At 66.3% G+C, this 24457-nt stretch carries 28 protein-coding genes and 1 pseudogene; 19 read left to right on the forward strand and 10 right to left on the reverse strand.

Going from position 1 to position 24457, the window contains the following annotated elements; genetic code table 11:
• The first annotated feature begins 52 nt into the window (after positions 1 to 52).
• The 17 genes and pseudogenes from HB681_RS02795 (at position 53) to HB681_RS02875 (ending at position 14298) form a co-directional block, all read left to right on the forward strand.
• A complete protein-coding gene (locus HB681_RS02795) occupies positions 53 to 466 on the forward strand; it encodes a DUF971 domain-containing protein (RefSeq protein ID WP_213953216.1) in 414 nt (137 codons plus the stop codon).
• Positions 467 to 555: 89 nt separating this feature from the next.
• A complete protein-coding gene (gene ubiE, locus HB681_RS02800; protein ID WP_213953217.1) occupies positions 556 to 1287 on the forward strand; it encodes a bifunctional demethylmenaquinone methyltransferase/2-methoxy-6-polyprenyl-1,4-benzoquinol methylase UbiE in 732 nt (243 codons plus the stop codon).
• A 38-nt stretch (positions 1288 to 1325) separates the two neighbouring features.
• Complete coding sequence (locus tag HB681_RS02805) at positions 1326 to 2345, forward strand: Tim44-like domain-containing protein (RefSeq protein WP_213953218.1); 1020 nt, start codon at positions 1326 to 1328, stop codon at positions 2343 to 2345.
• 130 nt (positions 2346 to 2475) lie between these two features.
• Complete coding sequence (locus tag HB681_RS02810) at positions 2476 to 3030, forward strand: hypothetical protein (protein WP_213953219.1); 555 nt, start codon at positions 2476 to 2478, stop codon at positions 3028 to 3030.
• On the forward strand, positions 3027 to 4592 hold the full coding sequence (ubiB, locus tag HB681_RS02815) for a ubiquinone biosynthesis regulatory protein kinase UbiB (RefSeq protein ID WP_213953220.1): 1566 nt from the start codon (positions 3027 to 3029) through the stop codon (positions 4590 to 4592). The genes HB681_RS02810 and ubiB overlap by 4 nt, the downstream gene beginning before the upstream one ends.
• Before the next feature lie 39 nt (positions 4593 to 4631).
• Positions 4632 to 6079 (forward strand): annotated as a pseudogene (locus HB681_RS02820) (sodium:solute symporter family protein).
• Between the two features lie 237 nt (positions 6080 to 6316).
• Positions 6317 to 6685, forward strand: coding sequence for an FmdB family zinc ribbon protein (locus tag HB681_RS02825; RefSeq protein ID WP_213953221.1), 369 nt, complete (start codon positions 6317 to 6319; stop codon positions 6683 to 6685).
• An 11-nt stretch (positions 6686 to 6696) separates the two neighbouring features.
• Complete coding sequence (locus HB681_RS02830) at positions 6697 to 7317, forward strand: DUF502 domain-containing protein (protein ID WP_213953222.1); 621 nt, start codon at positions 6697 to 6699, stop codon at positions 7315 to 7317.
• Between the two features lie 35 nt (positions 7318 to 7352).
• On the forward strand, positions 7353 to 9158 hold the full coding sequence (gene aspS, locus HB681_RS02835; RefSeq protein ID WP_213953223.1) for an aspartate--tRNA ligase: 1806 nt from the start codon (positions 7353 to 7355) through the stop codon (positions 9156 to 9158).
• Between the two features lie 72 nt (positions 9159 to 9230).
• A complete protein-coding gene (gene nudB, locus HB681_RS02840) occupies positions 9231 to 9692 on the forward strand; it encodes a dihydroneopterin triphosphate diphosphatase (RefSeq protein WP_213953224.1) in 462 nt (153 codons plus the stop codon).
• Positions 9689 to 10441: an endonuclease/exonuclease/phosphatase family protein gene (locus HB681_RS02845; protein ID WP_213953225.1), complete on the forward strand. Its 753-nt coding sequence runs from the start codon at positions 9689 to 9691 to the stop codon at positions 10439 to 10441. The genes nudB and HB681_RS02845 overlap by 4 nt, the downstream gene beginning before the upstream one ends.
• A 43-nt stretch (positions 10442 to 10484) precedes the next feature.
• Positions 10485 to 11219 (forward strand): GTP cyclohydrolase I, encoded by a 735-nt coding sequence (folE, locus tag HB681_RS02850; RefSeq protein WP_213953226.1) that lies wholly within the window; start codon positions 10485 to 10487, stop codon positions 11217 to 11219.
• Positions 11220 to 11277: 58 nt separating this feature from the next.
• A complete protein-coding gene (locus HB681_RS02855) occupies positions 11278 to 11700 on the forward strand; it encodes a BLUF domain-containing protein (RefSeq protein ID WP_213953227.1) in 423 nt (140 codons plus the stop codon).
• 7 nt (positions 11701 to 11707) lie between these two features.
• Positions 11708 to 12589: a DMT family transporter gene (locus tag HB681_RS02860; RefSeq protein WP_213953228.1), complete on the forward strand. Its 882-nt coding sequence runs from the start codon at positions 11708 to 11710 to the stop codon at positions 12587 to 12589.
• A gap of 7 nt (positions 12590 to 12596) precedes the next feature.
• Positions 12597 to 13415, forward strand: a complete 819-nt coding sequence (locus HB681_RS02865) for a DUF429 domain-containing protein (RefSeq protein ID WP_213953229.1) — start codon at positions 12597 to 12599, stop codon at positions 13413 to 13415.
• A 115-nt stretch (positions 13416 to 13530) separates the two neighbouring features.
• A complete protein-coding gene (locus HB681_RS02870) occupies positions 13531 to 13728 on the forward strand; it encodes a CsbD family protein (protein WP_213953230.1) in 198 nt (65 codons plus the stop codon).
• 81 nt (positions 13729 to 13809) lie between these two features.
• Positions 13810 to 14298: a BON domain-containing protein gene (locus tag HB681_RS02875; protein ID WP_213953231.1), complete on the forward strand. Its 489-nt coding sequence runs from the start codon at positions 13810 to 13812 to the stop codon at positions 14296 to 14298.
• Between the two features lie 63 nt (positions 14299 to 14361).
• Here the strand turns inward: HB681_RS02875 and HB681_RS02880 are convergent, their stop codons facing one another.
• From HB681_RS02880 to HB681_RS02905, 6 genes are all read right to left on the reverse strand, one after another.
• On the reverse strand, positions 14362 to 14907 hold the full coding sequence (locus HB681_RS02880; protein WP_213953232.1) for a ferritin-like domain-containing protein: 546 nt from the start codon (positions 14905 to 14907) through the stop codon (positions 14362 to 14364).
• Positions 14904 to 15359, reverse strand: coding sequence for a hypothetical protein (locus tag HB681_RS02885; protein WP_213953233.1), 456 nt, complete (start codon positions 15357 to 15359; stop codon positions 14904 to 14906). Before HB681_RS02885 ends, HB681_RS02880 begins: the two co-directional genes overlap by 4 nt.
• On the reverse strand, positions 15349 to 15732 hold the full coding sequence (locus HB681_RS02890; RefSeq protein ID WP_213953234.1) for a phage holin family protein: 384 nt from the start codon (positions 15730 to 15732) through the stop codon (positions 15349 to 15351). The genes HB681_RS02885 and HB681_RS02890 overlap by 11 nt, the downstream gene beginning before the upstream one ends.
• Before the next feature lie 67 nt (positions 15733 to 15799).
• Complete coding sequence (locus HB681_RS02895; protein WP_213953235.1) at positions 15800 to 16171, reverse strand: hypothetical protein; 372 nt, start codon at positions 16169 to 16171, stop codon at positions 15800 to 15802.
• A gap of 64 nt (positions 16172 to 16235) precedes the next feature.
• Positions 16236 to 16400 carry a DUF1328 domain-containing protein gene (locus HB681_RS02900; RefSeq protein WP_213953236.1) on the reverse strand — a complete coding sequence of 55 codons (165 nt, stop codon included), beginning with the start codon at positions 16398 to 16400 and terminating at the stop codon, positions 16236 to 16238.
• A gap of 156 nt (positions 16401 to 16556) precedes the next feature.
• Positions 16557 to 17897: a CHASE3 domain-containing protein gene (locus HB681_RS02905; RefSeq protein ID WP_213953237.1), complete on the reverse strand. Its 1341-nt coding sequence runs from the start codon at positions 17895 to 17897 to the stop codon at positions 16557 to 16559.
• 113 nt (positions 17898 to 18010) lie between these two features.
• On the opposite strand from HB681_RS02905, the gene HB681_RS02910 reads away from it, so the two are divergent.
• Positions 18011 to 18643 (forward strand): response regulator transcription factor, encoded by a 633-nt coding sequence (locus HB681_RS02910; protein WP_019656595.1) that lies wholly within the window; start codon positions 18011 to 18013, stop codon positions 18641 to 18643.
• A gap of 7 nt (positions 18644 to 18650) precedes the next feature.
• Here HB681_RS02910 and HB681_RS02915 read toward each other — a convergent pair whose 3' ends face one another.
• Entirely contained in the window at positions 18651 to 19049 is a 399-nt protein-coding gene (locus tag HB681_RS02915; RefSeq protein ID WP_213953238.1) for a response regulator, read from the reverse strand.
• A 163-nt stretch (positions 19050 to 19212) separates the two neighbouring features.
• Between HB681_RS02915 and HB681_RS02920 the strand changes: the two genes are divergently transcribed.
• Positions 19213 to 21252: an AsmA family protein gene (locus tag HB681_RS02920; RefSeq protein ID WP_213953239.1), complete on the forward strand. Its 2040-nt coding sequence runs from the start codon at positions 19213 to 19215 to the stop codon at positions 21250 to 21252.
• 7 nt (positions 21253 to 21259) lie between these two features.
• Here HB681_RS02920 and moeB read toward each other — a convergent pair whose 3' ends face one another.
• From moeB to gpmA, 3 genes are all read right to left on the reverse strand, one after another.
• Positions 21260 to 22015, reverse strand: a complete 756-nt coding sequence (gene moeB, locus HB681_RS02925; RefSeq protein ID WP_213953240.1) for a molybdopterin-synthase adenylyltransferase MoeB — start codon at positions 22013 to 22015, stop codon at positions 21260 to 21262.
• A 63-nt stretch (positions 22016 to 22078) separates the two neighbouring features.
• Positions 22079 to 23521 carry a S41 family peptidase gene (locus tag HB681_RS02930; protein ID WP_213953241.1) on the reverse strand — a complete coding sequence of 481 codons (1443 nt, stop codon included), beginning with the start codon at positions 23519 to 23521 and terminating at the stop codon, positions 22079 to 22081.
• Positions 23522 to 23624: 103 nt separating this feature from the next.
• Positions 23625 to 24368: a 2,3-diphosphoglycerate-dependent phosphoglycerate mutase gene (gene gpmA / locus HB681_RS02935; RefSeq protein WP_213953242.1), complete on the reverse strand. Its 744-nt coding sequence runs from the start codon at positions 24366 to 24368 to the stop codon at positions 23625 to 23627.
• Positions 24369 to 24457 lie beyond the last annotated feature (89 nt).

Raw genomic sequence — 24457 nt, forward strand, 5'->3', positions numbered from 1 at the left:
CCAGTCGCGGCATACTGCGCGGGCTCCCCAACTCTGACAACCGATCCAATCCATGGCAGGCCTGCAATCTGGCGCACCGACGCCGCAATCGATCACCGTGCATGGCGCGTCGCGTGTGCTGGAAGTCGGCTTCTCCGACGGCGCGACCTTTCGCATCCCCTTCGAGCTGATGCGCATCAACTCGCCGTCCGCCGAGGTCAAGGGGCACGGCCCGGGGCAGGAAGTGCTGCAGACCGGCAAGCGCGACGTGACGCTGGTCGAGCTGGAGCCGGTCGGCAACTACGCGGTCAAGCCGGTCTTCAGCGATGGCCACGACACCGGCATCTTCTCCTGGGACCTGCTCTATGAACTGGGCGCGAAGCAGTCCCAGCTGTGGGTCGAATACGAAGCACGCCTCAAGGCGGCCGGCGTCGACCGTGATGCCCCGATGGTCGAAAAGGGCGGCCACGGCTGCGCTTCGCACTGAACCTCCGACGCATCGCCGAAGGTGCTAATACCCGCCGGCCCAACGGGTTGTCGGTTTGATATCGGCACTTACGCCCTAACATCGGGCGCATGAGTACAACCCATTTCGGCTTCGAGTCGGTCGAAGAGAAGGACAAGGCGACGCGCGTTCGTGGCGTTTTCGACTCGGTCGCGTCCCGCTACGACGTCATGAATGACCTGATGTCCGCCGGCCTGCATCGCGCATGGAAGGCCTACACGGTCATGGTCGCCAACGTGGGCGAAGGTTCCCGGGTCCTGGACATCGCCGGCGGCACAGGCGACCTCGCGCTGGCATTTGCCAGGAAGGTGGGCGCCAGCGGCCAGGTGGTCCACACCGACATCAACGAAGCGATGCTGCGCACCGGCCGCGACCGCCTGCTCGATGCCGGCGTCGCGTTGCCCACGCTGGTCTGCGATGCCGAGAAGCTGCCCTTTCCCGACAACCACTTCGACGTGGTCACGGTCGCCTTCGGGCTGCGCAACATGACGCACAAGGACGTGGCGCTCAAGGAGATGAATCGTGTGCTCAAGCCCCGCGGCAAGCTGCTGGTGCTGGAGTTCTCGAAGGTCGCCAAGCCGCTGGCCAAGGCCTACGACTGGTATTCGTTCAGCGTGCTTCCGCGGCTCGGCAAGCTGGTCGCGGGCGACGACGCGAGCTACCGCTACCTGGCGGAATCGATCCGCATGCATCCCGGTCAGGAGCAGCTCAAGACCCTCATGAAAGAGGGCGGTTTCGGCCATGTGGACTATCACAACATGACGGGTGGCGTGGTTGCCCTGCATGTTGGAATCAAGTGTTGAAGCATCAGCCGTTGAACGGCAACTACAGAGGAGACGTCATGAGAAGAATTGGATCGGTCTTGCTGGTTTGCGCCATGGCCCTGGTCAGCGTGCAGGCCGACGCGGCACGCATGGGCGGCGGCAAGTCGATGGGCCGCCAGTCGAGCAACGTCACGCAACGCGAGGCCGCCGCACCGTCCGCGCCCTCGCAGAACGCGACCAACAACGCGGCCGCCGCGAAGCCCGCAACGCCGGCGCCTGCGACGCCGCCGGCTGCTGCGCCGAAGCGTCCGTGGATGGGCATGCTGGGCGGCCTGGCTGCCGGCCTCGGCCTCGCATGGCTGGCCAACTCGCTGGGCCTGGGCGCCGCCTTTGGCAACATCCTGCTGATCGGTCTGCTGGTGCTCGCCGCGGTCGTCGCGTGGCGCATCTTCGCGGCACGCTCGCGACCGGCTGCTGCGCGTCCGGGTGGCTTCGCCTTCGAAGGGGCCGGCGGTCCCGGCAATGCCGGCGCGCCGGCGCAATACAAGCCCGCGAATGTCGGCAACGACGCCTCGGCGCGCCCCTGGGAGCAACCCCAAGGCGCCACCTTCGATGCCTCGCCGTCGCATGGTTCCTCGATGGCCGGCGCAGCAGGCGCGGCCGGCGGCAGCATGATCGGCTCGGCGCTTGCGGGCTCGCAGAGCTGGGGCATTCCGGCGGGCTTCGACACCGAAGGCTTCCTGGCCGCGGCCAAGCGCAACTTCGTGACGCTGCAGGACGCCTGGGACAAGAACGACCTCGGCATGCTGCGCTCGATGATGACGGACACCATGCTCGGCGAAATCCGCATGCAGTTGGCCGAACGCGAGAGCCACACCGGCGGCCAGCCCAACAAGACCGAGGTGGTGATGCTCGACGCGAAGCTGCTGGGCATCGAGGAATTGCCGGATGTCTACCTCGCCAGCGTCGAGTTCTCCGGGATGATCCGCGAGGACGCATCGGCCGGCCCGAGCCCGTTCCGCGAAGTGTGGAACATGAGCAAGCCCACGGGTGGCCAGGGCGGCTGGCTGGTGGCGGGCGTGCAGGCGCTGCAATAAGGGTGCGTCCGCCGGCTTCGACGCCGGCAGAGCGACTCGCCGGCTTCGACGCCGGCAGCGCGACCCGCCGGCTTCGACGCCGGCAGCGCGACCCGCCGGCTTCGACGCCGGCTCAACCGATAATGGGGACATGGCCACACCATCGTCCCCATTTGCCTTTCTCGGCGACCTGTTCAACCGTGTCGGCGAGCGTCTGCAGCCGCCGCCGTGGGTGGTTCACGAAATCCAGCACCGCGCCGTGCTGTTCCTCAACCATGTGCTGCAGCAGGAACCGGAAGCGCAGCAGCGACTGATCCGCCAGCAGGGCAACGTGGTGCGCTTCCAGTGGCGCTTCATCACGATGCAGCTGGTGGCCACGCCAGCCGGACTGCTCGACCTCGCCCCCGAGGGCGCGACAGCCGACCTCACGCTCACCGTCATGCAGGATTCCCCGATCGACCTCGTGCGCAGCGGCCTGCGCGGCGACAAGCCGGAGGTGCAGATCGTCGGCGACGTACAGTTGGCGGCCGAGGTCAACTGGCTGGTCGATCACGTGCGCTGGGATGTCGAGGATGACCTGGCCCGCCTGATCGGCGACGTGCCGGCCCATGCCATCGGCAATGGCGCACGTCGCGTGGTGGGCGCATTGCGCCAGTTCGTCGGTGACCGCGCCGGTCGCGCCGCGGCATCGTCGGGCCGCGAATGAGGCGTTTCTACCGCGGCATCTACATCGTCTGGGTCGCGCTTCGCTACGGCCTGGATGAGCTGGTGCTGACCAGCTTCGACAAGCCCTGGCTCGTCCGGGTCGCCCGCCTGCTGGCGGTGGGCCGCAACCTCGAGGCGCCGCGCGGACAGCGCCTGCGCGAGGCGTTGGAGGGCCTGGGGCCCATCTTCGTGAAGTTCGGCCAGGTGCTGTCCACGCGGCGCGACCTGCTGCCGCCAGACATCGCCGACGAGCTCGCGCGCCTGCAGGACCAGGTGCCGCCGTTCCCGTCGAGCGTGGCCATCGCAACCATCGAGCGTGCGTTCCGCCGGCCCGTCGGCGAGGTGTTCGTGCAGTTCGAGGAAGAGCCCGTGGCCAGCGCGTCCATCGCGCAAGTGCACTTCGCCATCCTGCGCACCCGCGACGGCCAGTTGCGCGACGTGGCGGTGAAGGTGCTGCGGCCCAACATGCGCGGCGTGATCGAGAAGGACCTGGCGCTGATGGCCATGATGGCCGGCTGGATCGAGAAGCTGTCTCCGGACGGCAAGCGCCTGAAGCCGCGCGAGGTGGTCGGGGAGTTCGACAAGTACCTGCATGACGAGCTCGACCTGGTGCGCGAGGCCGCCAACGCGGCCCAGTTGCGTCGCAACATGGCCGAGCTGGACCTGGTGCTCATTCCCGAGATCTTCTGGGACTTCTGCCATCCGGACGTGATGGTGATGGAGCGGATGCGGGGCGTGCCGATCGCGCAGATCGAGCGCTTGCGCGCCGGCGGCGTCGATGTGCCGAAGCTCGCGCGCGACGGCGTCACGATCTTCTTCACGCAGGTGTTCCGCGACGGCTTCTTCCATGCCGACATGCACCCCGGCAATATCCAGGTCAGCCTGGATGCCGCCACCTTCGGGCGCTACATCTCGCTGGACTTCGGCATCATCGGCACGCTGACCGAGGTCGACAAGGAATACCTGGCGCAGAACTTCGCGGCATTCTTCCGGCGCGACTACAAGCGCGTGGCCGAACTGCACGTGGAAAGCGGCTGGGTGCCGGTGACCACGCGCGTCGATGAGCTGGAAGCCGCCATCCGTACCGTGTGCGAACCGTACTTCGACCGGCCACTGAAGGAAATCTCGCTGGGCATGGTGCTGCTGCGCCTGTTCCAGACATCGCGCCGCTTCCAGGTCGAGATCCAGCCGCAACTGGTGCTGTTGCAGAAGACCCTGCTCAACATCGAGGGCCTGGGCCGCCAGCTCGATCCGGAACTGGACCTCTGGGCCACGGCCAAGCCCTTCCTCGAAAAGTGGATGGTCGACCAGATCGGCCCGAAGCGGCTCCTGGCGCAATTGCGCGCCGAGGCGCCGCGCTATGCCAAGCTGCTGCCCCAACTGCCGCGCCTGCTGCACGATTTCCTGGAGAATCGGCCCGCCGACCACCGCCGGGAACTGCTCGAACTGCTGGCCGCTCAGAAGCGAACCAACAAGCTGCTGCAGGCGATCATCTACGGTGGCATGGGTTTTGTATTGGGTCTGCTTGCTTTCCAGTTCATCCTGCGCATCCGCCTTTTCTAGTTTTCATCCGCAACCTTCCTTGCTTTCAGGAGAGCCGCCGTGTTGCTGACCCTGGTCATCGTCTACCTGCTGATCACCATCGCCATCGGGCTGATCGCGGCCCGCCGCGTCAAGAACACCACCGACTTCGCCATCGCAGGGCGGCACCTGCCGCTCTACATGATCGTGACGACCACCTTCGCGACCTGGTTCGGGTCGGAGACGGTGCTGGGCATTCCGGCCAAGTTCATCGGCGGCGGGCTCAATGGCGTGATCGAAGACCCGTTCGGGGCGGGCACCTGCCTGATCCTGGTGGGCCTGTTCTTCGCCGGCAAGCTCTACCGCATGACGCTGCTGACCATCAGCGACTACTACCGCGAGCGCTATGGCCGCGTGGTGGAAGTCGCCTGCTCGCTGATCATCATGCTGAGCTACCTGGGCTGGGTGTCGGCGCAGGTCACGGCGCTGGGGCTGGTGTTCAACCTGCTGTCGGCGGGCGCCATCAGCATCCCGATGGGCATGACCATCGGCGTGGTCTCGATCCTGGCCTACACGCTGTTCGGCGGCATGTGGTCGGTGGCGGTGACCGACTTCATCCAGATGATCATCCTGGTGTGCGGCCTGGCGGTGATCGCGGTGTTCGCCGGCGACATGGCTGGCGGCGCCGACAAGGTGATCGACCTGGCCGTCAGCAAGGACCTGTTCAAGTTCTGGCCCGAGCCCAGCTTCCACGACATGATCTTCTTCCTGGCGGCGGCCATCACGATGATGCTGGGCTCGATCCCGCAGCAGGACGTGTTCCAGCGCGTGATGTCGGCCAACAGCGTCAAGTCGGCCACCCGCGGGCCGGTGATCGGCGGCGTCGCATACATCCTGTTCGCCTTCGTGCCGATGTTCCTCGTGGCCAGCGCGCTGCTGATCATGCCGGAGCAGACAGCCACGCTGCTCAAGGAAGATCCGCAGAAGGTGCTGCCGACACTGGTGCTGGAGAAGATGCCCTTCGTGATGCAGGTGCTGTTTTTCGGTGCGCTTCTGTCGGCCATCAAGTCGACCGCTTCCGCGACCTTGCTCGCCCCGAGCGTGACCTTCACCGAGAACATCTGGCGCCAGTTCCGGCCCGCCGGCACCGACCGCGAGAACCTGATGACCATGCGCACACGGTGCTGCTGTTCAGCGCCGCCGTGCTGGGCTATGCCATCCGCATGCAGGGCACGCCGATCTATGAACTGGTCTCCGGCGCCTACCAGGTGCCGCTGGTGGGCGCGTTCGTGCCGCTGGTGGCCGGGTTGTACTGGAACCGGGCCAGCACGCAAGGTGCGGTGCTGGCCGTGGTGCTGGGCATCGGCGTCTGGCTGCTGTTCATGGCCATGCCCTGGGGCGAGGCGTTCCCGGGACAATTGGCCGGCGTGCTGGCTTCGGCGCTCGGCATGGTGATCGGCTCGCTGGCCCCCCAGTGGGTGGTCAACCAACGCACGCCGCACCGGCCGCTGGCCACGGCCTCCGCCTGAACTGGACCCCCCGAATGCGCCTGCGGCGCTCCCCCGCAAGGGGGCGCACCCAGCGGCCCGGCAAAGCCGGTTCCGCGGGTGCCCACGAACATGCATTGCACGCTTTGAACTATCGCGGCCCCCGGCCTTTCTGCGCTCGATTGCAAAGGCGTGCGAAAGTGGCCTGCAGGGGGTGGGCTCTATAATCGAAGGCTTTGCGAGCGGCCACGCTGGCGCTCCATCCGACCCCCCACTCCCATGCCCATCTACGCCTACAAGTGCAGCGCCTGCGGCTTCGCCAAGGACGTGCTGCAGAAAATGTCTGACGCGCCCCTCTCGGTGTGCCCCACCTGCAACGCCAGCGCGTTCGAAAAGCAACTCACGGCAGCCGGTTTCCAGCTCAAGGGCTCGGGCTGGTATGTGACCGATTTCCGGGACGGCGGCAAGAAGCCGGGTGACGGCAAGGCCGCGCCCACCGGCGATGCAGCCAAGCCTGCGGGCGACACTGCCTCCGCAGCGCCCGCTGAGGCAGCGCCTGCTGCCGCAGCCAGTGCGCCCGCCGCCACACCAGCCCCTGCAGCCCCTGCTTCAAGCCCGGCACCCGCTGCCGCCACCAAGACCGACTGAGGCCCCGTTCGATGCACGCCTTGCGCAAATGGCTGCTGTCCGGCTTGCTGGTCATCGTGCCGCTGTTCATCACGCTGGCGGTACTCAAGTGGATCATCGACACGCTGGACCAGACGCTGTGGGTGTTGCCGCTCAACTGGCAGAAATGGCTCTACGACAACAACGTGCGCGGATTGGGCGTGCTGCTCACGCTGGCCATCCTGCTGGTGGTCGGCGCCGTGGCGAGCAATTTCATCGGCAAGCGCCTGCTGGGCTGGGGCGATGCCGTGGTGCGCCGCATTCCCGTGGTGCGCTCGATCTATTCGAGCGTCAAGCAAGTGTCGGACACCCTGTTCTCCGAGAACGGCAATGCCTTCCGCACCGCGGTTCTCATCCAATGGCCGCGTGAAAGCGTCTGGACCATTGCCTTCGTCACCGGCGCGCCGGGCGGCGAGGTCATGGGGCATCTTGGTGGCGAGGAATACCTCAGCGTCTACGTGCCCACCACGCCGAACCCGACCGGCGGCTACTTCGTGATGCTCAAGCGCAGCGACTGCATTGAACTCCAGATGAGCGTCGACGCGGCGCTCAAGTACATCGTCTCGATGGGCGTGGTCGCTCCCGGCCCCATCGCCCTCCCGACGACCCGATAACAACATGCGCCGCCACGGCGCAACGGAAAATTCTTATGGCCATGCGTACTCACTACTGCGGTCTCGTGACCGAAGCCCTCATGGGCGAAACCGTCAGCCTCTGCGGATGGGTCAACCGTCGCCGCGACCACGGCGGCGTGATCTTCATCGACGTGCGCGACCGCGAAGGCTATGTGCAGGTGGTGTGCGACCCGGATCGCGCCAGCACTTTCGCCGTGGCCGAGGGCCTGCGAAACGAGTTCTGCATTCAGATCAAGGGCCTGGTACGCGCGCGCCCCGAAGGCACCACCAACGAAAGCCTCAAGAGCGGCAAGATCGAAGTGCTGTGCCACGAACTCAAGGTGCTGAACCCCTCGGTGACGCCGCCGTTCCTGCTGGACGACGACAGCCTCAGCGAAACCACGCGCCTCACGCACCGCGTGCTCGACCTGCGCCGCCCGGTGATGCAGCGCAACATGATGCTGCGCTACAAGGTCACGATGGAAACGCGCAAGTTCCTCGATGCCAACGGCTTCATCGACATCGAGACGCCGATGCTCGGCAAGTCCACGCCCGAAGGCGCGCGCGACTACCTGGTACCCAGCCGCGTGCATGACGGCAGCTTCTTTGCGCTGCCGCAGTCGCCGCAGCTCTTCAAGCAGCTGCTGATGGTGGCCGGCTACGACCGCTACTACCAGATCGTGAAGTGCTTCCGCGACGAAGACCTGCGCGCCGACCGCCAGCCCGAATTCACGCAGATCGACATCGAGACCTCGTTCCTCGCCGAGGAGGAGATTCGCGAGATGTTTGAAGGCATGGTCCGCACGATGTTCCGCAACGCGGCCGGCATCGACCTGCCGGTGTTCCCGACCATGTCGTATTCGGATGCGATGTTCAAGTACGGCTCGGACAAGCCCGACCTGCGCGTGAAGCTGGAGTTCACCGAACTCACCGAGATCATGAAGCGCGTCGAGTTCAAGGTGTTCTCGAACGCCGCCACGATGAAGGGCGGCCGCGTGGTCGCGCTGCGCGTGCCGGGCGGCGGCGCCGAGGGCGGCATGTCGCGCGGCGAGATCGATGCGTACCAGGAGTTCGTGAAGATCTACGGCGCCAAGGGCCTGGCCTACATCAAGGTCAACGACGCGGCAGCAGGCCGCGAAGGCCTGCAAAGCCCGATCGTGAAGAACCTGGACGATGCCGCGCTGGCCGAGATCATCGCGCGAACGGGCGCCCGCAACGGCGACATCCTGTTCTTCGGCGCCGACAAGGAGAAGGTCGTCAACGACGCGATCGGCGCGCTGCGCGTGAAGATCGGCCACAGCGCCTTCGGCAAGAAGGCCGGCCTGTTCGACGACCGCTGGGCACCGCTGTGGGTGGTGGACTTCCCGATGTTCGAGTTCGACGAGGAAGGCCAGCGCTGGTCTGCTGTGCACCATCCGTTCACGGCACCGAAGGACGGCCATGAAGACCTCATGGACACCGCCCCCGAGAAGTGCATCGCCAAGGCCTACGACATGGTACTCAACGGCATCGAGATGGGTGGCGGCTCGGTGCGTATCCACCGCGAGGAAGTGCAGAGCAAGGTGTTCCGCGCGCTGAAGATCAGCGCCGAGGACGCGCAGCTCAAGTTCGGCTTCCTGCTGGACGCGCTGCAATACGGTGCGCCGCCGCACGGCGGAATTGCCATCGGCCTCGATCGCCTGGTGATGCTGATGACCGGCGCCGAATCCATTCGCGACGTGATCGCCTTCCCCAAGACCCAGCGCGCGCAGGACCTGTTGACGCAGGCGCCGAGCCCGGTCGACGAGAAGCAGTTGCGCGAGTTGCACATCCGGCTGCGGAACGTGCAGCAGCCGGCTTAAGGCAGGCTGGCGGCAGAATAGGGGCGCCTCAGGGCGCCCTTTTTTCTTTGTCGGAAACCCGTCGTCCTGCCGATGCGCCCCTTCAAGATCCCCGAATCCGTCCTGGTCGTGATCCACACGCCGGCGCTCGACGTGCTGCTGATCCAGCGCGCGGACGCCGACGACTTCTGGCAGTCGGTCACCGGCAGCAAGGACACGGCGGACGAGGCGCTGGCGCTCACCGCCGCACGCGAGGTCGCCGAGGAGACCGGCATCGATTGCGGCAAGGGGAGCGCGCTCGGCCCGCGACTGGTCGACTGGCAATTGCGCAACATCTACGAGATCTACCCACGCTGGCGCGCCCGCTATGCCCCCGGGGTGACGCACAACACCGAACATCTCTTCGGCCTGTGCGTGCCGGAGCGCCTCGAGCCGCGGCTCAGTCCGCACGAGCACACTGCCTGGCGATGGCTGCCCTACCGCGAAGCCGCCGACGCCTGCTTTTCGCCGTCGAATGCAGAAGCCATCCTGTTGCTGCCACAATTTGCGGCATGAGCATCAACTTGCGGGTCGCGACCTACAACATCCACAAGGGGGTGCAAGGCATCGGACCCGCGCGGCGGCTGGAAATCCACAACCTGGGCCATGCCGTCGAGCAGCTCGATGCCGACATCATCTGCCTGCAGGAAGTGCGCAAGATGAACCACCAGGCGGCGGCGCGCTTCACCCGCTGGCCGGCCATGCCGCAAGCCGACTTCCTCGCGCCCGAAGGCTACACGGCGGTCTACGAGACCAATGCGATCACCCGGCATGGCGAGCATGGCAATGCATTGCTCACGCGCTGGCCGGTGCTGAGCCAGGCGCACCAGGACATTTCCGACCATCGCTTCGAGCAGCGCGGCTTGCTGCATGTGGTCATCGATGTCGAGGGCAGGCCAGTGCACGCCATCGTGGTGCACCTGGGCCTGATCAAGGGCAGCCGGGTGCGCCAGGTGGCGCAACTCAATGAATTCATCGCACGCGAGGTGCCGCGCGGCGAGCCGGTGATCGTCGCCGGCGACTTCAACGACTGGGGCGCGCGCATGCGTACGGCCATGAACGCGATGGGCATGCGCGATTCGCACGACCTGCGCGGGCCGCGCGTGCTCACGTATCCGTCGCGCCTGCCGGTGACGCAGCTGGACTTCATCTATGGTCGCCACCTGTCGCCGGTGGCTTGCCATGTGCCGCGCGGGCCGATCTGGGCGCGCATGTCGGACCACCTGCCGCTGGTCACCGACTTTTCGTTGTCATGGGCGAATTGATGGCATGCGCCGGCCATCCAAGCGGCGCGGTTAGGATGAGCAGATGCTGAAGAAAATCGACGCTGTAGAGCGCCCCGAAGGCGGGAAAGACGAGGACGAAGGGACGCCGGTCTCGGTCAAGATCCGCGAGCGGATCCTGGCGGCGCGCAAGCGCTTCCATGCCAACGACAACATCGCCGAGTTCATCGAGCCCGGCGATCTCGAGGCGCTGCTCGACGAGGTCGAGGTCAAGATGAAGACGGTGCTCGAGAGCCTGGTCATCGACATCGAGAACGACCACAACACCGACAACACCGCGCGCCGCGTGGCCAAGATGTACGTCAACGAGGTGTTCAGGGGCCGCTACGTGCCGCCGCCATCGCTGACCGAGTTTCCCAATGCCGAGCACCTGAACGAGCTGATGATCGTCGGCCCCATCACGGTGCGCAGCGCGTGCTCGCATCACTTCTGCCCGATCATCGGCAAGCTGTGGATCGGCGTGATGCCCAACGAGCACACCAACGTGATCGGCCTGTCCAAGTACGCGCGGCTTGCCGAATGGACCATGGGCCGGCCGCAGATCCAGGAAGAAGCCGTGGTGCAACTGGCCGACCTGATCCAGGAAAAGACCCAGCCCGACGGCCTGGCGCTGGTCATGGAGGCCGAGCACTTCTGCATGCAATGGCGTGGTGTGAAGGAGATGGACAGCAAGATGATCAACTCGGTCATGCGTGGCGTGTTCCTCAAGGACGCGTCGTTGCGGCGCGAATTCCTCTCGCTCCTTCCCCGGAAAGGATGACCATGACTCGCGCGCGCCACCCATTCATGTGCTCGTTGCCCCGGCGGGAGGCCTGACCATGCTTGTCCGTCTCCTCTATGCCAGCCGCGCCGCCGACAGCAGCGCACCCGCTGTCGACGCCATCCTCGCGCAATCGCGCGTGCACAACACCTCCTGCGGCATCACCGGCATCCTTTGCTATGGCGCCGGCACCTTCCTGCAGGCGATCGAGGGCGGTCGGATGCAGGTCAGCGAGCTTTACGGCCACATCCAGCGCGACCCGCGTCACAAGGACGTGATGCTCCTGGCCTTCGACGAAATCCAGGAGCGCCGCTTCGGGGGCTGGACCATGGGGCAGGTCCAGCTCAGCAAGGTGCACCAGGCCACCTTGCTGCGCTACTTCGAGAAACCCGAACTCGACCCCTATGCCGTCCCCGGCAGCGCCTCGATGGCGCTGCTCGAAGAACTGATGGCCACGGCTGCCATCGTCGGCAGGCCCTGAGTCTCCTTTGCCCCTCTCCGCGTTCGGCCTGATCCTCCTGGCCGGCGTGATCCACGCCAGCTGGAATATCGCGGCCAAGAAGGCCAACGGCGATGCGCGCTTTGCCTTGCAGAGCGGCGTGTTCCTGATGATCGTCTGGGCGCCACTGGGCATCGCGCTGGGTTGGAACGTCGTGCCCCTGTGGGGCTGGACCGAATGGGGCTTCATCGTCGCCAGCGGCGCCTTGCACGTGGTCTATTACGTCACCTTGCTGCGCGGCTACCGCAAGAGCGACCTGACGGTGGTGTACCCGCTGGCGCGCGGCTCGGGGCCACTGCTCTCGTCGCTGTTCGCGATCCTGTTCCTCGGCGAAAGCATCAGCCTCACCGGGCTGGCGGGCATCGTGGGCGTGGTGCTCGGCGTGTTCCTCGTCGCGGGCGGCCCCCAGCTCTGGCGCGCGACCCAGGATCCGGCGCGTCGCGCGCGGGTGCACAAGGGCTTGCGCTATGGCGTGCTGACCGGTGCATTCATCGCCGCGTACACCGTGACGGACAGCTACGCGGTCAAGGTGCTCGCGATGTCGCCGATCCTGGTCGACTATTTTGGCGGCTTCGTGCGCGTGGTGTTGCTGCTGCCGGCCGCGCTGCGCGATCGGGCGGAGGCGGCCCGGCTCTGGCGACTGCAATGGAAGTACGCCCTGCTGGTGGCGGTGATCAGCCCGGTGTCCTATGTGCTGGTGCTGTATGCGGTGCAGCAGGCGCCGATCTCCCATGTGGCGCCAGCGCGCGAGGTGTCGATGCTGTTCGCGGCGCTCATCGGCGGGCATCTGCTGCGCGAGGGCGATCGCTTGCTGCGGCTGGCCGGGGCGGCGTTCATTGCCGCCGGGGTGATCGCCCTGGCGCTCGGCTGAGGGTGCGATGGCATTGCTGCTGGGCTGCGACTTCTCGAGTGCGCCGACGAAGCGCAAGCCCATCGTCATCGCGCAGGGCGCGCTCGATGGCAGCGTCGTGCACCTTGCGCAACTGCACGCCTTCGACACGCTCGACGCATGGGGCGAATGGCTCGCACGGACGCCGGCATGGGTGGGGGGATTCGACGTTCCGTTCGGCCTGCCGCGCGAACTGGTCGTGCAACTGGGCTGGCCCCTGCAGTGGGCCGCATCGATGGCGCACTACGCGGGCATGAGCCGCGCCGCGATCCGCGCCGACTTCGCCGCCTTCTGCGCCGCCCGGCCCATCGGCGGCAAGTTCGCGCATCGGGCAACCGATGGTCCCGCAGGCTCCAGCCCGTCGATGAAATGGGTCAATCCGCCAGTGGCCTTCATGCTGCATGCGGGCATCCCGCGCTTGCTGGCGGCTGGAGCGTGCGTGCCGGCCCACGATGCTTCGATCGATGGCGGGGCTGCGCGTGTCGCGCTCGAAGCCTACCCGGGGCTGCTGGCGCGCGAACTCATCGGGCGGCGCAGCTACAAGGCCGACGACCGGGCCCGGCAGACGCCGGAACGCAGCGCCGCGCGGACGGACTTGCTCGATGCGCTCTGCACCGCCGGCAGCCGACGCCTGGGTCTCCGGTTGGCGCTGGATGCGTCCCAGCGGGCCGGGCTGCTCGCCGACGCGCAGGGTGACCGGCTCGACGCCGTGCTGTGCCTGATGCAGGCGGCCTGGGCGTCCACGCAGCCCGGATGGGGGCTGCCGCCAGGCGCCGATCCGCTGGAAGGCTGGATCGTCAGCGCCTGAACCGTCCTACAGCAGGACGGGCGATGTGCTCCCCCTGCGTATGTCCCAGAAGCCTAGATTGAACTCGTGGCCCATCCCGGGTCATGGATCATTTGAAACTTTGGAAGGAAACGCCATGAACAAGGACCAGGTTGCAGGACGCGTCGAGAACGCGAAGGGCAAGATCAAGGAAGCGACGGGCAAGGTGACCGGCAGCGAAAAGCTGAAGTCCGAAGGGGTCGCGGACCAGGCCGCCGGCAAGGTTCAGAGCAGCTACGGCGACGCCAGGGAAAAGGTGAAGGACGCCATCAAGACGGGCGCAGACAAGCTCTGACGCACCGCCGTCAGCCGCGCCGCAGCACAGATTGCAACGCGGCCGGCCGGCATTGACAGTGGAATTTCCGGAGGAATCACCATGAACGTTTTGCACCAGAAATCAACACGGCCGCGCGCCGTGTTGGCCTTTCTCGTCGCCGGGTGCGCGCTCGCCCTGGGCGGGTGCGACAAGCAAGCGCCGAAGACAAGCTTGGGCGAAAAGGTCGACTCGGCCGTGACCACCACCAAGGAGGCAGCGGCTGACGCCAAGGCGAAGACCGAGGCGGGAGCGGCTTCGGCGGGCTCCAGCATGAAGCAGGGCGCGGCCGAGGCGACGCAAGCCGTCAAGGACGCGGGCTCGAGCGTTGCCGCCAAGGTGGATGACGCGACCATCACGGCCTCCGTCTCCGCGGGCCTGGCCAAGGACCCAGACCTGAGCGCTGTCAAGATCAACGTCGACACCAAGGGTGGCGCGGTCACGCTCAACGGTCCCGCGCCGACCGCCGCTGCCAAGGCGCGCGCCGAGGACATTGCCAAGGGCGTTGAAGGCGTGAGTTCGGTTGACAACAAGCTTGAAGTGAAGATGTGAGCGTTGTTCTTGCCTCATGAAAAAGCCCGGTCGATGCCGGGCTTTTTCATGCGCCATGGGAGCTTATTGCAGCCAGTCCTTCAACTCGTCCGCGTGCTCTTCCTCCTGCGTGAGGATCTCTTCGAGCATGCGCCGGGTGGTCGGATCCTTGTCACCGATCAGCGTGATCATCTGGCGATAGGCTTCGATCGCGATGCGCTCGGCGACCAGGTTCGCCCGGATCATCGACTGCAGGTCCTTGGAATCGTCGTACTGGGCGTGGCTGCGCGACTTCAAGGAATCGGGGCTGAAATCCGGATCGCCTCCCAACTGAACGATGCGTTCCGCGATCTTGTCGGCATGCGCCGATTCCTCGTTGGCGTGGACCAGGAACTCATCGGCAATCGACAAGGAATCCACGCCGACGGCGGTGAAATAGTGCCGCTTGTAGCGCAGCACGCAGACCAGTTCCGTGGCCAGGGCGCCGTTCAGCAGCTTGACGATGTCGTCGCGCCAGGGTCCGTAGCTCGGGGTCAGGACACCGTCGTCCAGGCTGCGTGACGCGGCTTTCAGTGCCGACTCGTCCAGCACCAGGTGTTCGGTGGGGGCTTCCAGGGTAGCTGTAGTCATTGTTCGTCCTTTCGTGGAGTGGACGAGTTTTTCTGCATCAGCGTGGTCACCATGTCAGCAATATCAGATGACTTCAGTAGGGCAGTAACCACGGCCGTGACCGACAGCAGCCGCCAGGGCTTGGCCAGCACGATCAGCGCGCCGCTCGTCGCTGCAATCGCCACGAGCTTGCCAGGCTGCTCCTTCGCATACCGGTCCAGGAAGGGGCGGGCGAGTTGGGTCGCCGCATTGGCCGGATGGCGACGCCACCAGCGCTCGACCACCTTGCGCCCGACCTTGGCCCAGGCAAAGTGCTCCAGGAAACCGGCGCTGCTACCGGTCGTGGCACTTTCGTACGCGCTGGCGCGCAAGGGCAGTTCCTGCGGCGCGCCACCGTTCATTTCCCGTACCAGCGCACGCCGGGATACGGCAAGGCGCTGTTGCGCCGTCAGGGCGTTGTGGTCAATGGTCATGGCGCTCTCCGGCGAGGTGCAAGGCGCGCACGTCGGCATCGAGTTGCGCGCGTACTTCCTCGAAGGCCCTGGAAGAGGGCGAGGCGCGGCCGGCATACAGCCCGGCCATCACCGCGATCGCCACCGCAACCCCTGGCACCACCGCAAGCACCCAATGGAAGCTGCCGTGCAGCACCCCGAGCATCACGGCGGTGCCAATCAGCCCGAGCGCCAGCATGGCGCTGACGGCGGCCAGCACGCCCGCCACCAGGCGGCCGACCAGCACACGACCCGCCGCGGCGCCTTCCTCGCGCACCAGCGCGGCGTAGTTCGCCAGGTGGTTCGCAATGAGTTCGGGGTGCCCGAGCACCGTGGAGAAAATCGGATGGAGCATGGTGCTTCGGGGGTTGCTGCAAAGGCCTGGCGTTGGCGGACTACCTCAATCTCGATGGATGGATCGATCAGTCGTCGCGGCGGCGGCTGGCCAGCACGATCAGCGCGGTGACGGCAGCACCGGCGGCGGCCGCCAGCAGCACCGAGCGAACCGGCTGGTCCGCGATGTACCGGCCGGTCACATCGGCGGCCTGGTCCAATTGGCGCTGCGCGCGAGCGCTCGTCTTGGACGCTGATTCCAGTCCGCGCTGCACTGCCTGCTGCACACGGTTGGCGAGTTGCTCGACCGCCGGCTCCACCGAGCCGCGCAGGTCGCGCACCTTCTCGCCGGCCGCGTTGACGGCGTTCTGCGCGTAGGCGCGGGTGGTTTCCACTGCGTCGTTCGCCGTCTGGCGGGCGTCGTCGGCGAGTTGCGAGGGAGTCTTGGCAGTTGCGTTCATGACGGTTTCCTGTTCCGGGAGAGTGATAGTTTTTCGAGAAGCAAGGCTTTGAATCGTAGCGGTGCTAGCCCCTGCGTATCAAGCCAGCGATCATGCTCGCAAGCGCCAGCACGATGAAGACGACGAAAAGGATTTTCGCGATACCCACGGCGCTGGCGGCAATTCCGCCAAAGCCGAACAACGCGGCGACCAGGGCGATCACCAGAAATACGACGGCATAGTGCAACATGCTGAACTCCTGACCGGGGCATTGCCCTCGAAGTTGGGATAAGACGTTCAAAGGCTTGAACGGGCGAGCCACGAGCGTAGGTTGCCGCCATCCCCCGACCTGTCAGCAGCCGCGGGCGGGGAGCGTAGGAGAGCTGCCACCACAGTGTGGCCCCGCTCATGGCCGTGGCGCGGGCAGCATCGCGCTCAGTCGCGTGCCCTTGCCGACCGTGGATGCCACCGTGAGTTTTCCGTCGGCCGCCTGCACCCGGTGCCGCATGCCGGCCAGCCCGTGCGTCGCCGGCCGGATGCTGTTCACGTCGAAGCCCGTGCCGTTGTCGCCGACCTCCACGATCACGTGGTTGTCGTAGTTCTTGAGCACGATGGTCGCCTCGGTGGCCTGCGCGTACTTGCCGATGTTGGTCAGGCACTCCTGCACCATGCGATAGATGGTGAGCTGCCGCGATTCGTCCAGCGTCACCGGCTCCAGCGCCATCTCGACCGCAATGCCGGACTGGTCTGCAAACTCGCGCCCCAGGATCTCGAGCGAGGCCACCAGCCCGAGATTGGAAAGAGAGGAGGGGCGCAGGTCCTCGATGATGCGCCGCTTCAGCGCGATGCCGCTGTTGAGCAGTTCGGTCAGGTGCTGCAGGCGCTGCGACGCGTCCGGCGAGTCGGCCAGTCGCGACTTGAGGCGCGCCACGTCCAGCTTCGCCGCGGTCAGCAGCGAGCCGAGCTCGTCGTGCAGCTCGCGCGCGAGGAAGCCGCGCTCCGTCTCGCGCACGTTCTGGAGATGGGTGGCCAGCTCGGCCAGCGTCGCGGTGCGCTCGCTCACCTCGGCCTCCAGCGCGTTGCGTTCATGCTGCAGGGCTTCCTGCTGCCGCTCGCCGGCCAGGCGCAGCGCATGGGTCTGCCGCAGGTAGAGCCAGAACGCGAACAGCCCCGCCAGGGCCACCAGCGCGATGCCCAGCCGTGCCAGCCGGAGCGACTTGCTGATCTGCACCTGGCCCACCATCAGGGAGCGGTTGCTCATGGCGATGAGTTCGTTGGCCTCGGCGCGGATCGCGTTCATTTCCTCGCGCCCGACGTCAGTGGTCAGGACGAACTTCCACGCGTCCTCGCTGCCCCGCTCGCGCAGGCGGATGCTCACGTCCATTTCGGCCAGCTTGCGCGCGACGTGCTCGGCCAGGCGTTCGGTGCGTGCGAGTTCGTCCGGTCGCGTGGCATAGAGCGCGCGCAGGCTGGCCAGGTTGCCGCCGATCTGCGTGACGGCCGTGTCATAGGGCTCGCGGTAGCGCACCTCGCCCGTCAGCAGGTAGCCGCGCTGGCCGGTTTCGGCGTCGAGGACGTCCTGCAGCAACTCGTTGAGCGCCACCCGCGCCCGCTGCGCCTCGCCGATGTCCTCCAGCGCGTGGCTCGATTCCCGGAAGCCGGCCTCGTTGATGCCGATCAGCACCAGCGCGGCCAGCGTTGCCAGCGTCAGGCTGAGGGCGATCCGTGGAAACGCTAGCCAGCGCATGGGGTCGGGGTCTCCGCGAAACGTGCCCGGTTCAAATTCGGGAATAATCGACGCCGACCGGGGAGCGGCGAATGGCGGCGTGCAAGACCGCCAGAGAACCTCGAAAGTAAATGATGATCAAGATTGGCATCGTGGATGACCACGCCATCGTGCGCTCCGGCCTGCGGCAGTTCTTCTCGGAGCACGTGGACCTGCGGGTGGCGGGCGAGGCGGCCAGCGGCCGCGAGGCGATCGAACTGGTGCGCACCACCGAACTCGACGTGCTGGTGATGGACCTTTCCATGCCCGGCCAGAGTGGCATCGACGCGCTCGCCATGATCCGCGCCAAGGCGCCCGACGTCGGCATCCTGATCCTCAGCGGCTACCCCGAGGAGCACTACGCGATGAACCTGATCCGCCAGGGCGCGAGCGGCTACCTCAACAAGGAATGCGATCCGATCGAGATCGTCAACGCCATCCGCACCATCGCGCTGGGCCGCCGCTACATCACCCCGGCCGTGGCCGAACTGCTCGCCCGCCAGCTCGATCGCAAGGACGACGCAGCCCCCCACGAGCAATTGTCCGAGCGCGAGTTCCAGGTCTTCCTGAAGCTGGCCAAGGGCGAGACGGCCGGCGACATCGCCAAGACGCTGTCGCTCTCCGTCAAGACTGTCAGCACCTACCGCACCCGGCTGATGGAGAAGATGAACCTGTCGTCCAACAGCGACCTCACGTACTACGCGCTGAAGAACAAGCTGATCGATTGAGTTCAGATCAACCCCCGGGGGTGTTGATCCGCGCGGCTTGCGCAATGCAATAGTCGACCAGGGCATCGATTTCATTGGATTTGTCGAAAACGGCGTCCACGCCAAGATCGGCGCAGCGCCTGCGTACTTCGGCAGTGGCGTAGTTGCTCAACACCACCACCTGCTGCCAGGCTTGGCGCACCAGGATTTCCTGCAACACCCCGAGGCCGCTGCCCTGCTTCAGGAAGAGATCGACGATGGCAAGGTGCCATCCGTCGCGGTTCTCGCGCAGCCAGGCGCGCGCCTCGTTCTCGGTCGCGGCATATCCCACGGCTGATACCGCGGCCAGTTCCTCAAGCGTGCCCGCCAAATTCTCACGAATCGTCTGGTTGTCTTCGACGATGAAAGTCTTCAATGTGTGGGCCATGCGGCGTTGCCTATCCCCGCTTGCGGACCTTCACATCATGCAAGTTGGCGGCAACCTGGGCTGTAGGACCATTCCGACCATCGCGCGACCGTAGGCATCGCCCCACACCCTCTGCCGCCGCGAACCGACCCCCTGCGGCGCTCGCATCGATCAAGGTGCGCGGATGGTCGCCATCCAACCGTCCCCGCCGCCGTCCCGGTCATCGCCCTGGCTGCGCATGGCCGTTGCGTTCGCGGTGCTGCTGGGGGTGCTCATGCTGGTGCTGCTGTTCTTCCCGTGGGATGTCTTGCGAGTGCCGCTCAACCGCTACGTCAGCGAGAAGACCGGGCGGCAGTTCGAGGTCACGCGCCACCTGGACGTCCACCCCGGCTGGCGCGGGGCCACCATCGTGTTCGACGGCGTCGACTTCGCCAACCCGACGTGGGCGCGCGAGCCCTACCTTGTGCGCGCGAAGCGGGCGGAGTTCGAGATCCGGCTCTGGCCCCTGCTCTCGGGCCGGGTCGTCATACCGCGGCTGGCCCTGGTCTCTCCCGTCATGGGCCTGCAGATGGAGGAAGACGGCCGGCGCACCTGGGCGCTCGGCAAGGACACCGGCGACACCTCCACCGTGCCGACCATCGGACTGCTCCAGGTCGATGGTGGCGGCGTCAATTTCCTGGCCGAGCACCTGGGCGTCGACATCCACGCCGACTTCAGCTACGACACCAGCCGCGGCGAGTTGCCGCTCGACTTCCGGGTCAAGGGCAAGTACAAGCGCCAGCCGTTGATGGCAGAGGGTCGCACCGGCAACGTCCTGCAGCTCACCGCCACCGGCCAGCCGCCGTTCCCGCTCGAAATCAAGGCTGCCGCCGGCAAGACCCAGCTGTCTGCACAGGGCACCGTGGCGGCATTGACCGACCTCGACGGCATCGACGCCCGCTTCCAGCTCAAGGGCCAGACACTGGGCGAACTCTTTCCGCTGCTGGGCATCGCGCTGCCGCAGACCTCTCCCTACGCGCTCGCCGGCGAACTGCGCAAGCAAGGCAAGCTGTGGGAGGTGAAGGGCATGAAAGGCCGGCTCGGGTTGTCGGACATCGCCGGCGACATGCGTTTCGACCAGGCGCCGAAGACGCCGCAACTCGACGGCACGCTGCACTCCAGGGTGATGGACATGGACGACCTGGGCCCGCTGATCGGCCTGCCGCCGACGGAGCGTTCCGCCAAGGCCATCGAAGGCGTCGAGGCGCCGCCCAGCATCGCCCAGGTCAAGCGCGCACGCCGCGATCCCGGCCGCAAGGTACTCCCCACCGCCACGCTCGACTTCGAGCGCCTGCGCGCCATGAATGCCGACGTGCAGTACATCGCCGACAAGATCCGCAACGTGCGCGAGGTGCCGCTCGATCGCGGCAGCGTGCATGTGAAGCTGCTGGGCAGCGTGCTGACGCTGGACCCGCTCGACCTTGGCGTGGCCAATGGCAAGGTGGCCGGCGCCATCCGCATCGATGCCCGGCAGGACCCGGCGGACATCCGCGCGTCGCTCGATGTCCACGGCATGCAGATCAACCGGCTGATTCCGAAAGTGGACACGCTGAAGACCAGCTTCGGCAAGCTCGACGGGCGCATCAACCTGTCGGGTCGCGGCAAGTCGGTCGCGAGCTGGCTTGCTGGCGCATCGGGTGACGTGGCCGCGATCACCGGCCGCGGCGAGTTCAGCAACCTGCTGCTCGAATTCGCGGGGCTCGATGGCGGGGAGGTGATCAAGTTCATCCTGCGCGGGGACCGGACGGTCACGCTGCGCTGCGCCGCTCTGGCTTTCGATGTGAACAAGGGCGTCGCGCAGGGACGCGGCCTGGTGTTCGACACCACGGACACCGTGTTCCACGTCACCGGACAGGCCAACCTCGCTGACGAGACGATGCATTTCGTGATCGACCAGAAGCCGAAGGACATGAGCATCCTTTCGGTGCGCACGCCGCTCATCGTGGGCGGCACCTTCGGCTCGCCGACCATCGGCGTCGAACCCGGCCCGCTCGCCGCACGCGGGCTGACGGCGTTGGCACTGGGCGCGATCACGCCGATGCTGGCGCTGGCCGCCACATTCGAATCGGGGCCGGGCGTGGATGCGGATTGCAAGGGCGTCCTGGCCGAGGCGGGCAAGCCGGGGACTGCAGAGGCTGCCAAGGGCGCCGCCAAAGCCACCGGGGCCCGGCAGCCGCAGAACTGAAGGCCTGTCAGGCCGACCGCTGCGCGCAGACGCTGCAATGCGGATCGCGCGCCGTCCGCAGCGTATCGAACTGCGTGGTTCGGCCGTCGAACATCAGCAGCCGGCCGGTCAGCGATCCGCCGATGCCGGCCAGCAACTTGAGCGCTTCATGCGCCTGCAGCGTACCGATGGTGCCGACCACCGGAGCGAACACGCCGAGCACCGCGCAACGTGTCTCCTCGAACTCGGCGTCCGGCGGAAACAGGCAGGCGTAGCAGGGCGAGGCTGGATCGCGCACGTCGTACACGCTCAGTTGCCCGTCGAACCTGATGGCCGCGCCCGCCACCAGCGGCCTGGCCTGCGCCACGCAGGCGCGGTTGACGGCCTGGCGTGTCGCAAAGTTGTCGCTGCAGTCGAGCACCACGTCGGCGTCGGCCACGAGCCGGGACAGTGCATCGGCATCGGCGCGTTGGACCAGGGCTTCCACCACGATCGTCGGATTGATCGCCAGCATGGCCGCGGCCGCCGACGCCACCTTGGCCTGGCCCTCGCGCGCCGTGGTGTGCGCGATCTGGCGCTGCAGGTTGGTCAGGTCGACCGTGTCGTCATCGACCAGCGTGATCTTGCCGACGCCCGCGGCCGCCAGGTACAGCGCGGCCGGCGAGCCCAGCCCGCCCGCGCCGATGACCAGCGCGTGCGCGGCCGAGACCCGCGCCTGGCCGCCGATTCCGAACTCTTCCAGCAGGATGTGGCGCGAATAGCGCAGCAGGTCGTGGTCTTCCATGCGCCGGGAAGAAGCTGTCCCCCGAAAGAACATCGGCCTCCGAGGAGGCCGACGGCGGGGAGATCAGTTCTCTTTCTTCTCTTCCTTGTTTTCGACGATGGTCTGCGTCTTGCTGACCACCACGGCCTGGCCCTTGAGCTGGTTCAGGGCCTGCATCAACGGGAAGTCCTTGTCGGAGCCGAATTCGGGCACCTTGCGGTCCTGCGGCGGCTTCTTGGCTTCTTCCTCGAGGCGCTTGCGGGCTTCGTCGCGGGCCTTTTCGCGCTCGGGGCTCTTGTCTTCCGGGCCCTGGCCGCTGTTCAGGTGCTTGTCGAGATCGGCCTCGCGCATGCGCAGCGCGGCAAAGGGGCTGCCTTCGGCGCTTTCGTCGACCAGCACGTTCGGCACGATGCCCTTGGCCTGGATCGAGGTGCCGCTCGGCGTGTAGTAGCGCGCGGTGGTGATCTTCAGGCCGGTGTCGGGGCCGAGCGGTCGCACTGTCTGCACCGAGCCCTTGCCGAAGGTCTGGCTGCCCATCACGATGCCGCGCTTGTGGTCCTGCAGTGCGCCGGCCACGATCTCGCTGGCCGAGGCCGAGCCTTCGTTCACCAGCACCACCAGCGGCACGTTCTTCAAGGCGCTCGGCAGGCTGCGCAGCGGGTCGCTGCCGGCACGGCGCTGGTAGAACTCGGGCGCGGCCTTGTAGATGGACTTGCTTTCGGCCAACTGCCCGTCGGTCGAAACTACCGTCACGTTCTGCGGCAGGAAGGCGGCCGAGATGGCCACGGCCGCGTCGAGCAGGCCGCCCGGGTCGTTGCGCAGGTCGAGCACCATGCCCTTCATGTTCGGGTCCTGCTTGTAGAGCTCTTCCACCTTCTTGACGAAGTCGTCGACGGTGCGCTCCTGGAACTGCGACAGCCGGATCCAGGCGTAACCCGGCTCGATCATCTTGCCGCGCACGGATTGCGTGCGGATTTCCTCACGCGTGATCGTGACCGGGAAGGTGCGGTTCTCGTCCTTGCGGTAGATGGTGAGCAGCACCTTGGTGCCGGCCTCGCCACGCATGCGCTTGACGGCCTCGTTGAGGCTCAGGCCGCGCACCGCGGTGTCGTCGATCTTGGTGATCAGGTCGTTGGGCTTGAGGCCGGCGCGGAACGCGGGCGAGCCCTCGATGGGCGAGACCACCTTGATCAGCCCGTCTTCCTGCGAAATCTCGATGCCGACGCCCACGAAGCGGCCGCTCGTGCCTTCCTTGAATTCCTTGAAGGACTTCTTGTCGAAATACTGGGAGTGCGGATCGAGCCCGGCCACCATGCCGGAGATGGCGTCGGAGATCAGCTTTTTCTCGTCGACCGGCTCGACATAGTCAGTCTTGACCATGCCGAACACAGCAGCGAGTTGCTGGAGTTCTTCCAGCGGCAAGGGGGCCAGCGAACCGCGCGCGACGGTTTGCAGTGAAACGGTGGTGAGAACGCCGGCGACGACGCCTGCTGCAACCCAACCGGTGGTCTTGAGTTTTTGGCCCATGTGGAGCTTCCTGAGAGTGTCGGCGTTGAGGCCCGAATCAATATACACACCTTCGAACAACATTGCCGCGCGGGGTTCCGCGCAACTGTGAACGGATGTGGCTTTATGCCTTGCCTTGGGACGCGACCGCCGCGGCGGCCTTGGCGGCGGCCTCGGCATCGCCCAGGTAGTAGCTGCGCAGCGGCTTCAGTTCCTCGTCGAGCTCGTAGACCAGGGGAATGCCGTTCGGGATGTTGAGGCCCACGATGTCGCTGTCGGAGATGCCGTCGAGGTACTTGACCAGCGCCCGGATCGAGTTGCCGTGCGCCGCCACCACGATGCGGCGACCGCTGCGGATGGCCGGCGCCATCGATTCGTTCCAGAAGGGCAAAACGCGCGCCACGGTATCTTTGAGGCATTCGGTCAGCGGCACCTGATCCGCCGCCAGCTTGGCATAGCGGACGTCGCCGCGTTCGCTGCGCGGATCGTCGGCGGCGAGCGGCGGCGGCGGGGTGTCATAGCTGCGGCGCCAGACCAGCACCTGCGCGTCACCGTACTTCTTGGCAGTTTCCGCCTTGTTCAGGCCCTGCAGGCCGCCGTAGTGGCGCTCGTTCAGGCGCCAGGAATGCACGACCGGCAGCCAGGTGCGATCGAGTTCGTCGAGGGTGTGCCAGAGCGTGCGGGTGGCGCGCTTGAGCACGCTCGTGTAGGCCACGTCGAACTCATACCCTTCTGCCTTGAGCAGCCGGCCGGCCTGCTTGGCCTGCTCGACGCCGGTTTCGGTCAGGTCGACGTCGGTCCAGCCGGTGAAACGATTTTCGAGATTCCAGGTCGATTCGCCATGGCGAATCAGTACCAGCTTGTGCATGTGAGAGGGCCTTTGGCGTAGGGGTGCGGGGTGGGCGTAACCCGCCATTCTAAAATCTCAGGCTTTGCCAAATCCAATCTCCCAAGGAA

Source organism: Variovorax sp. dw_954, from assembly GCF_018449755.1.
GTDB lineage: Bacteria > Pseudomonadota > Gammaproteobacteria > Burkholderiales > Burkholderiaceae_C > Variovorax.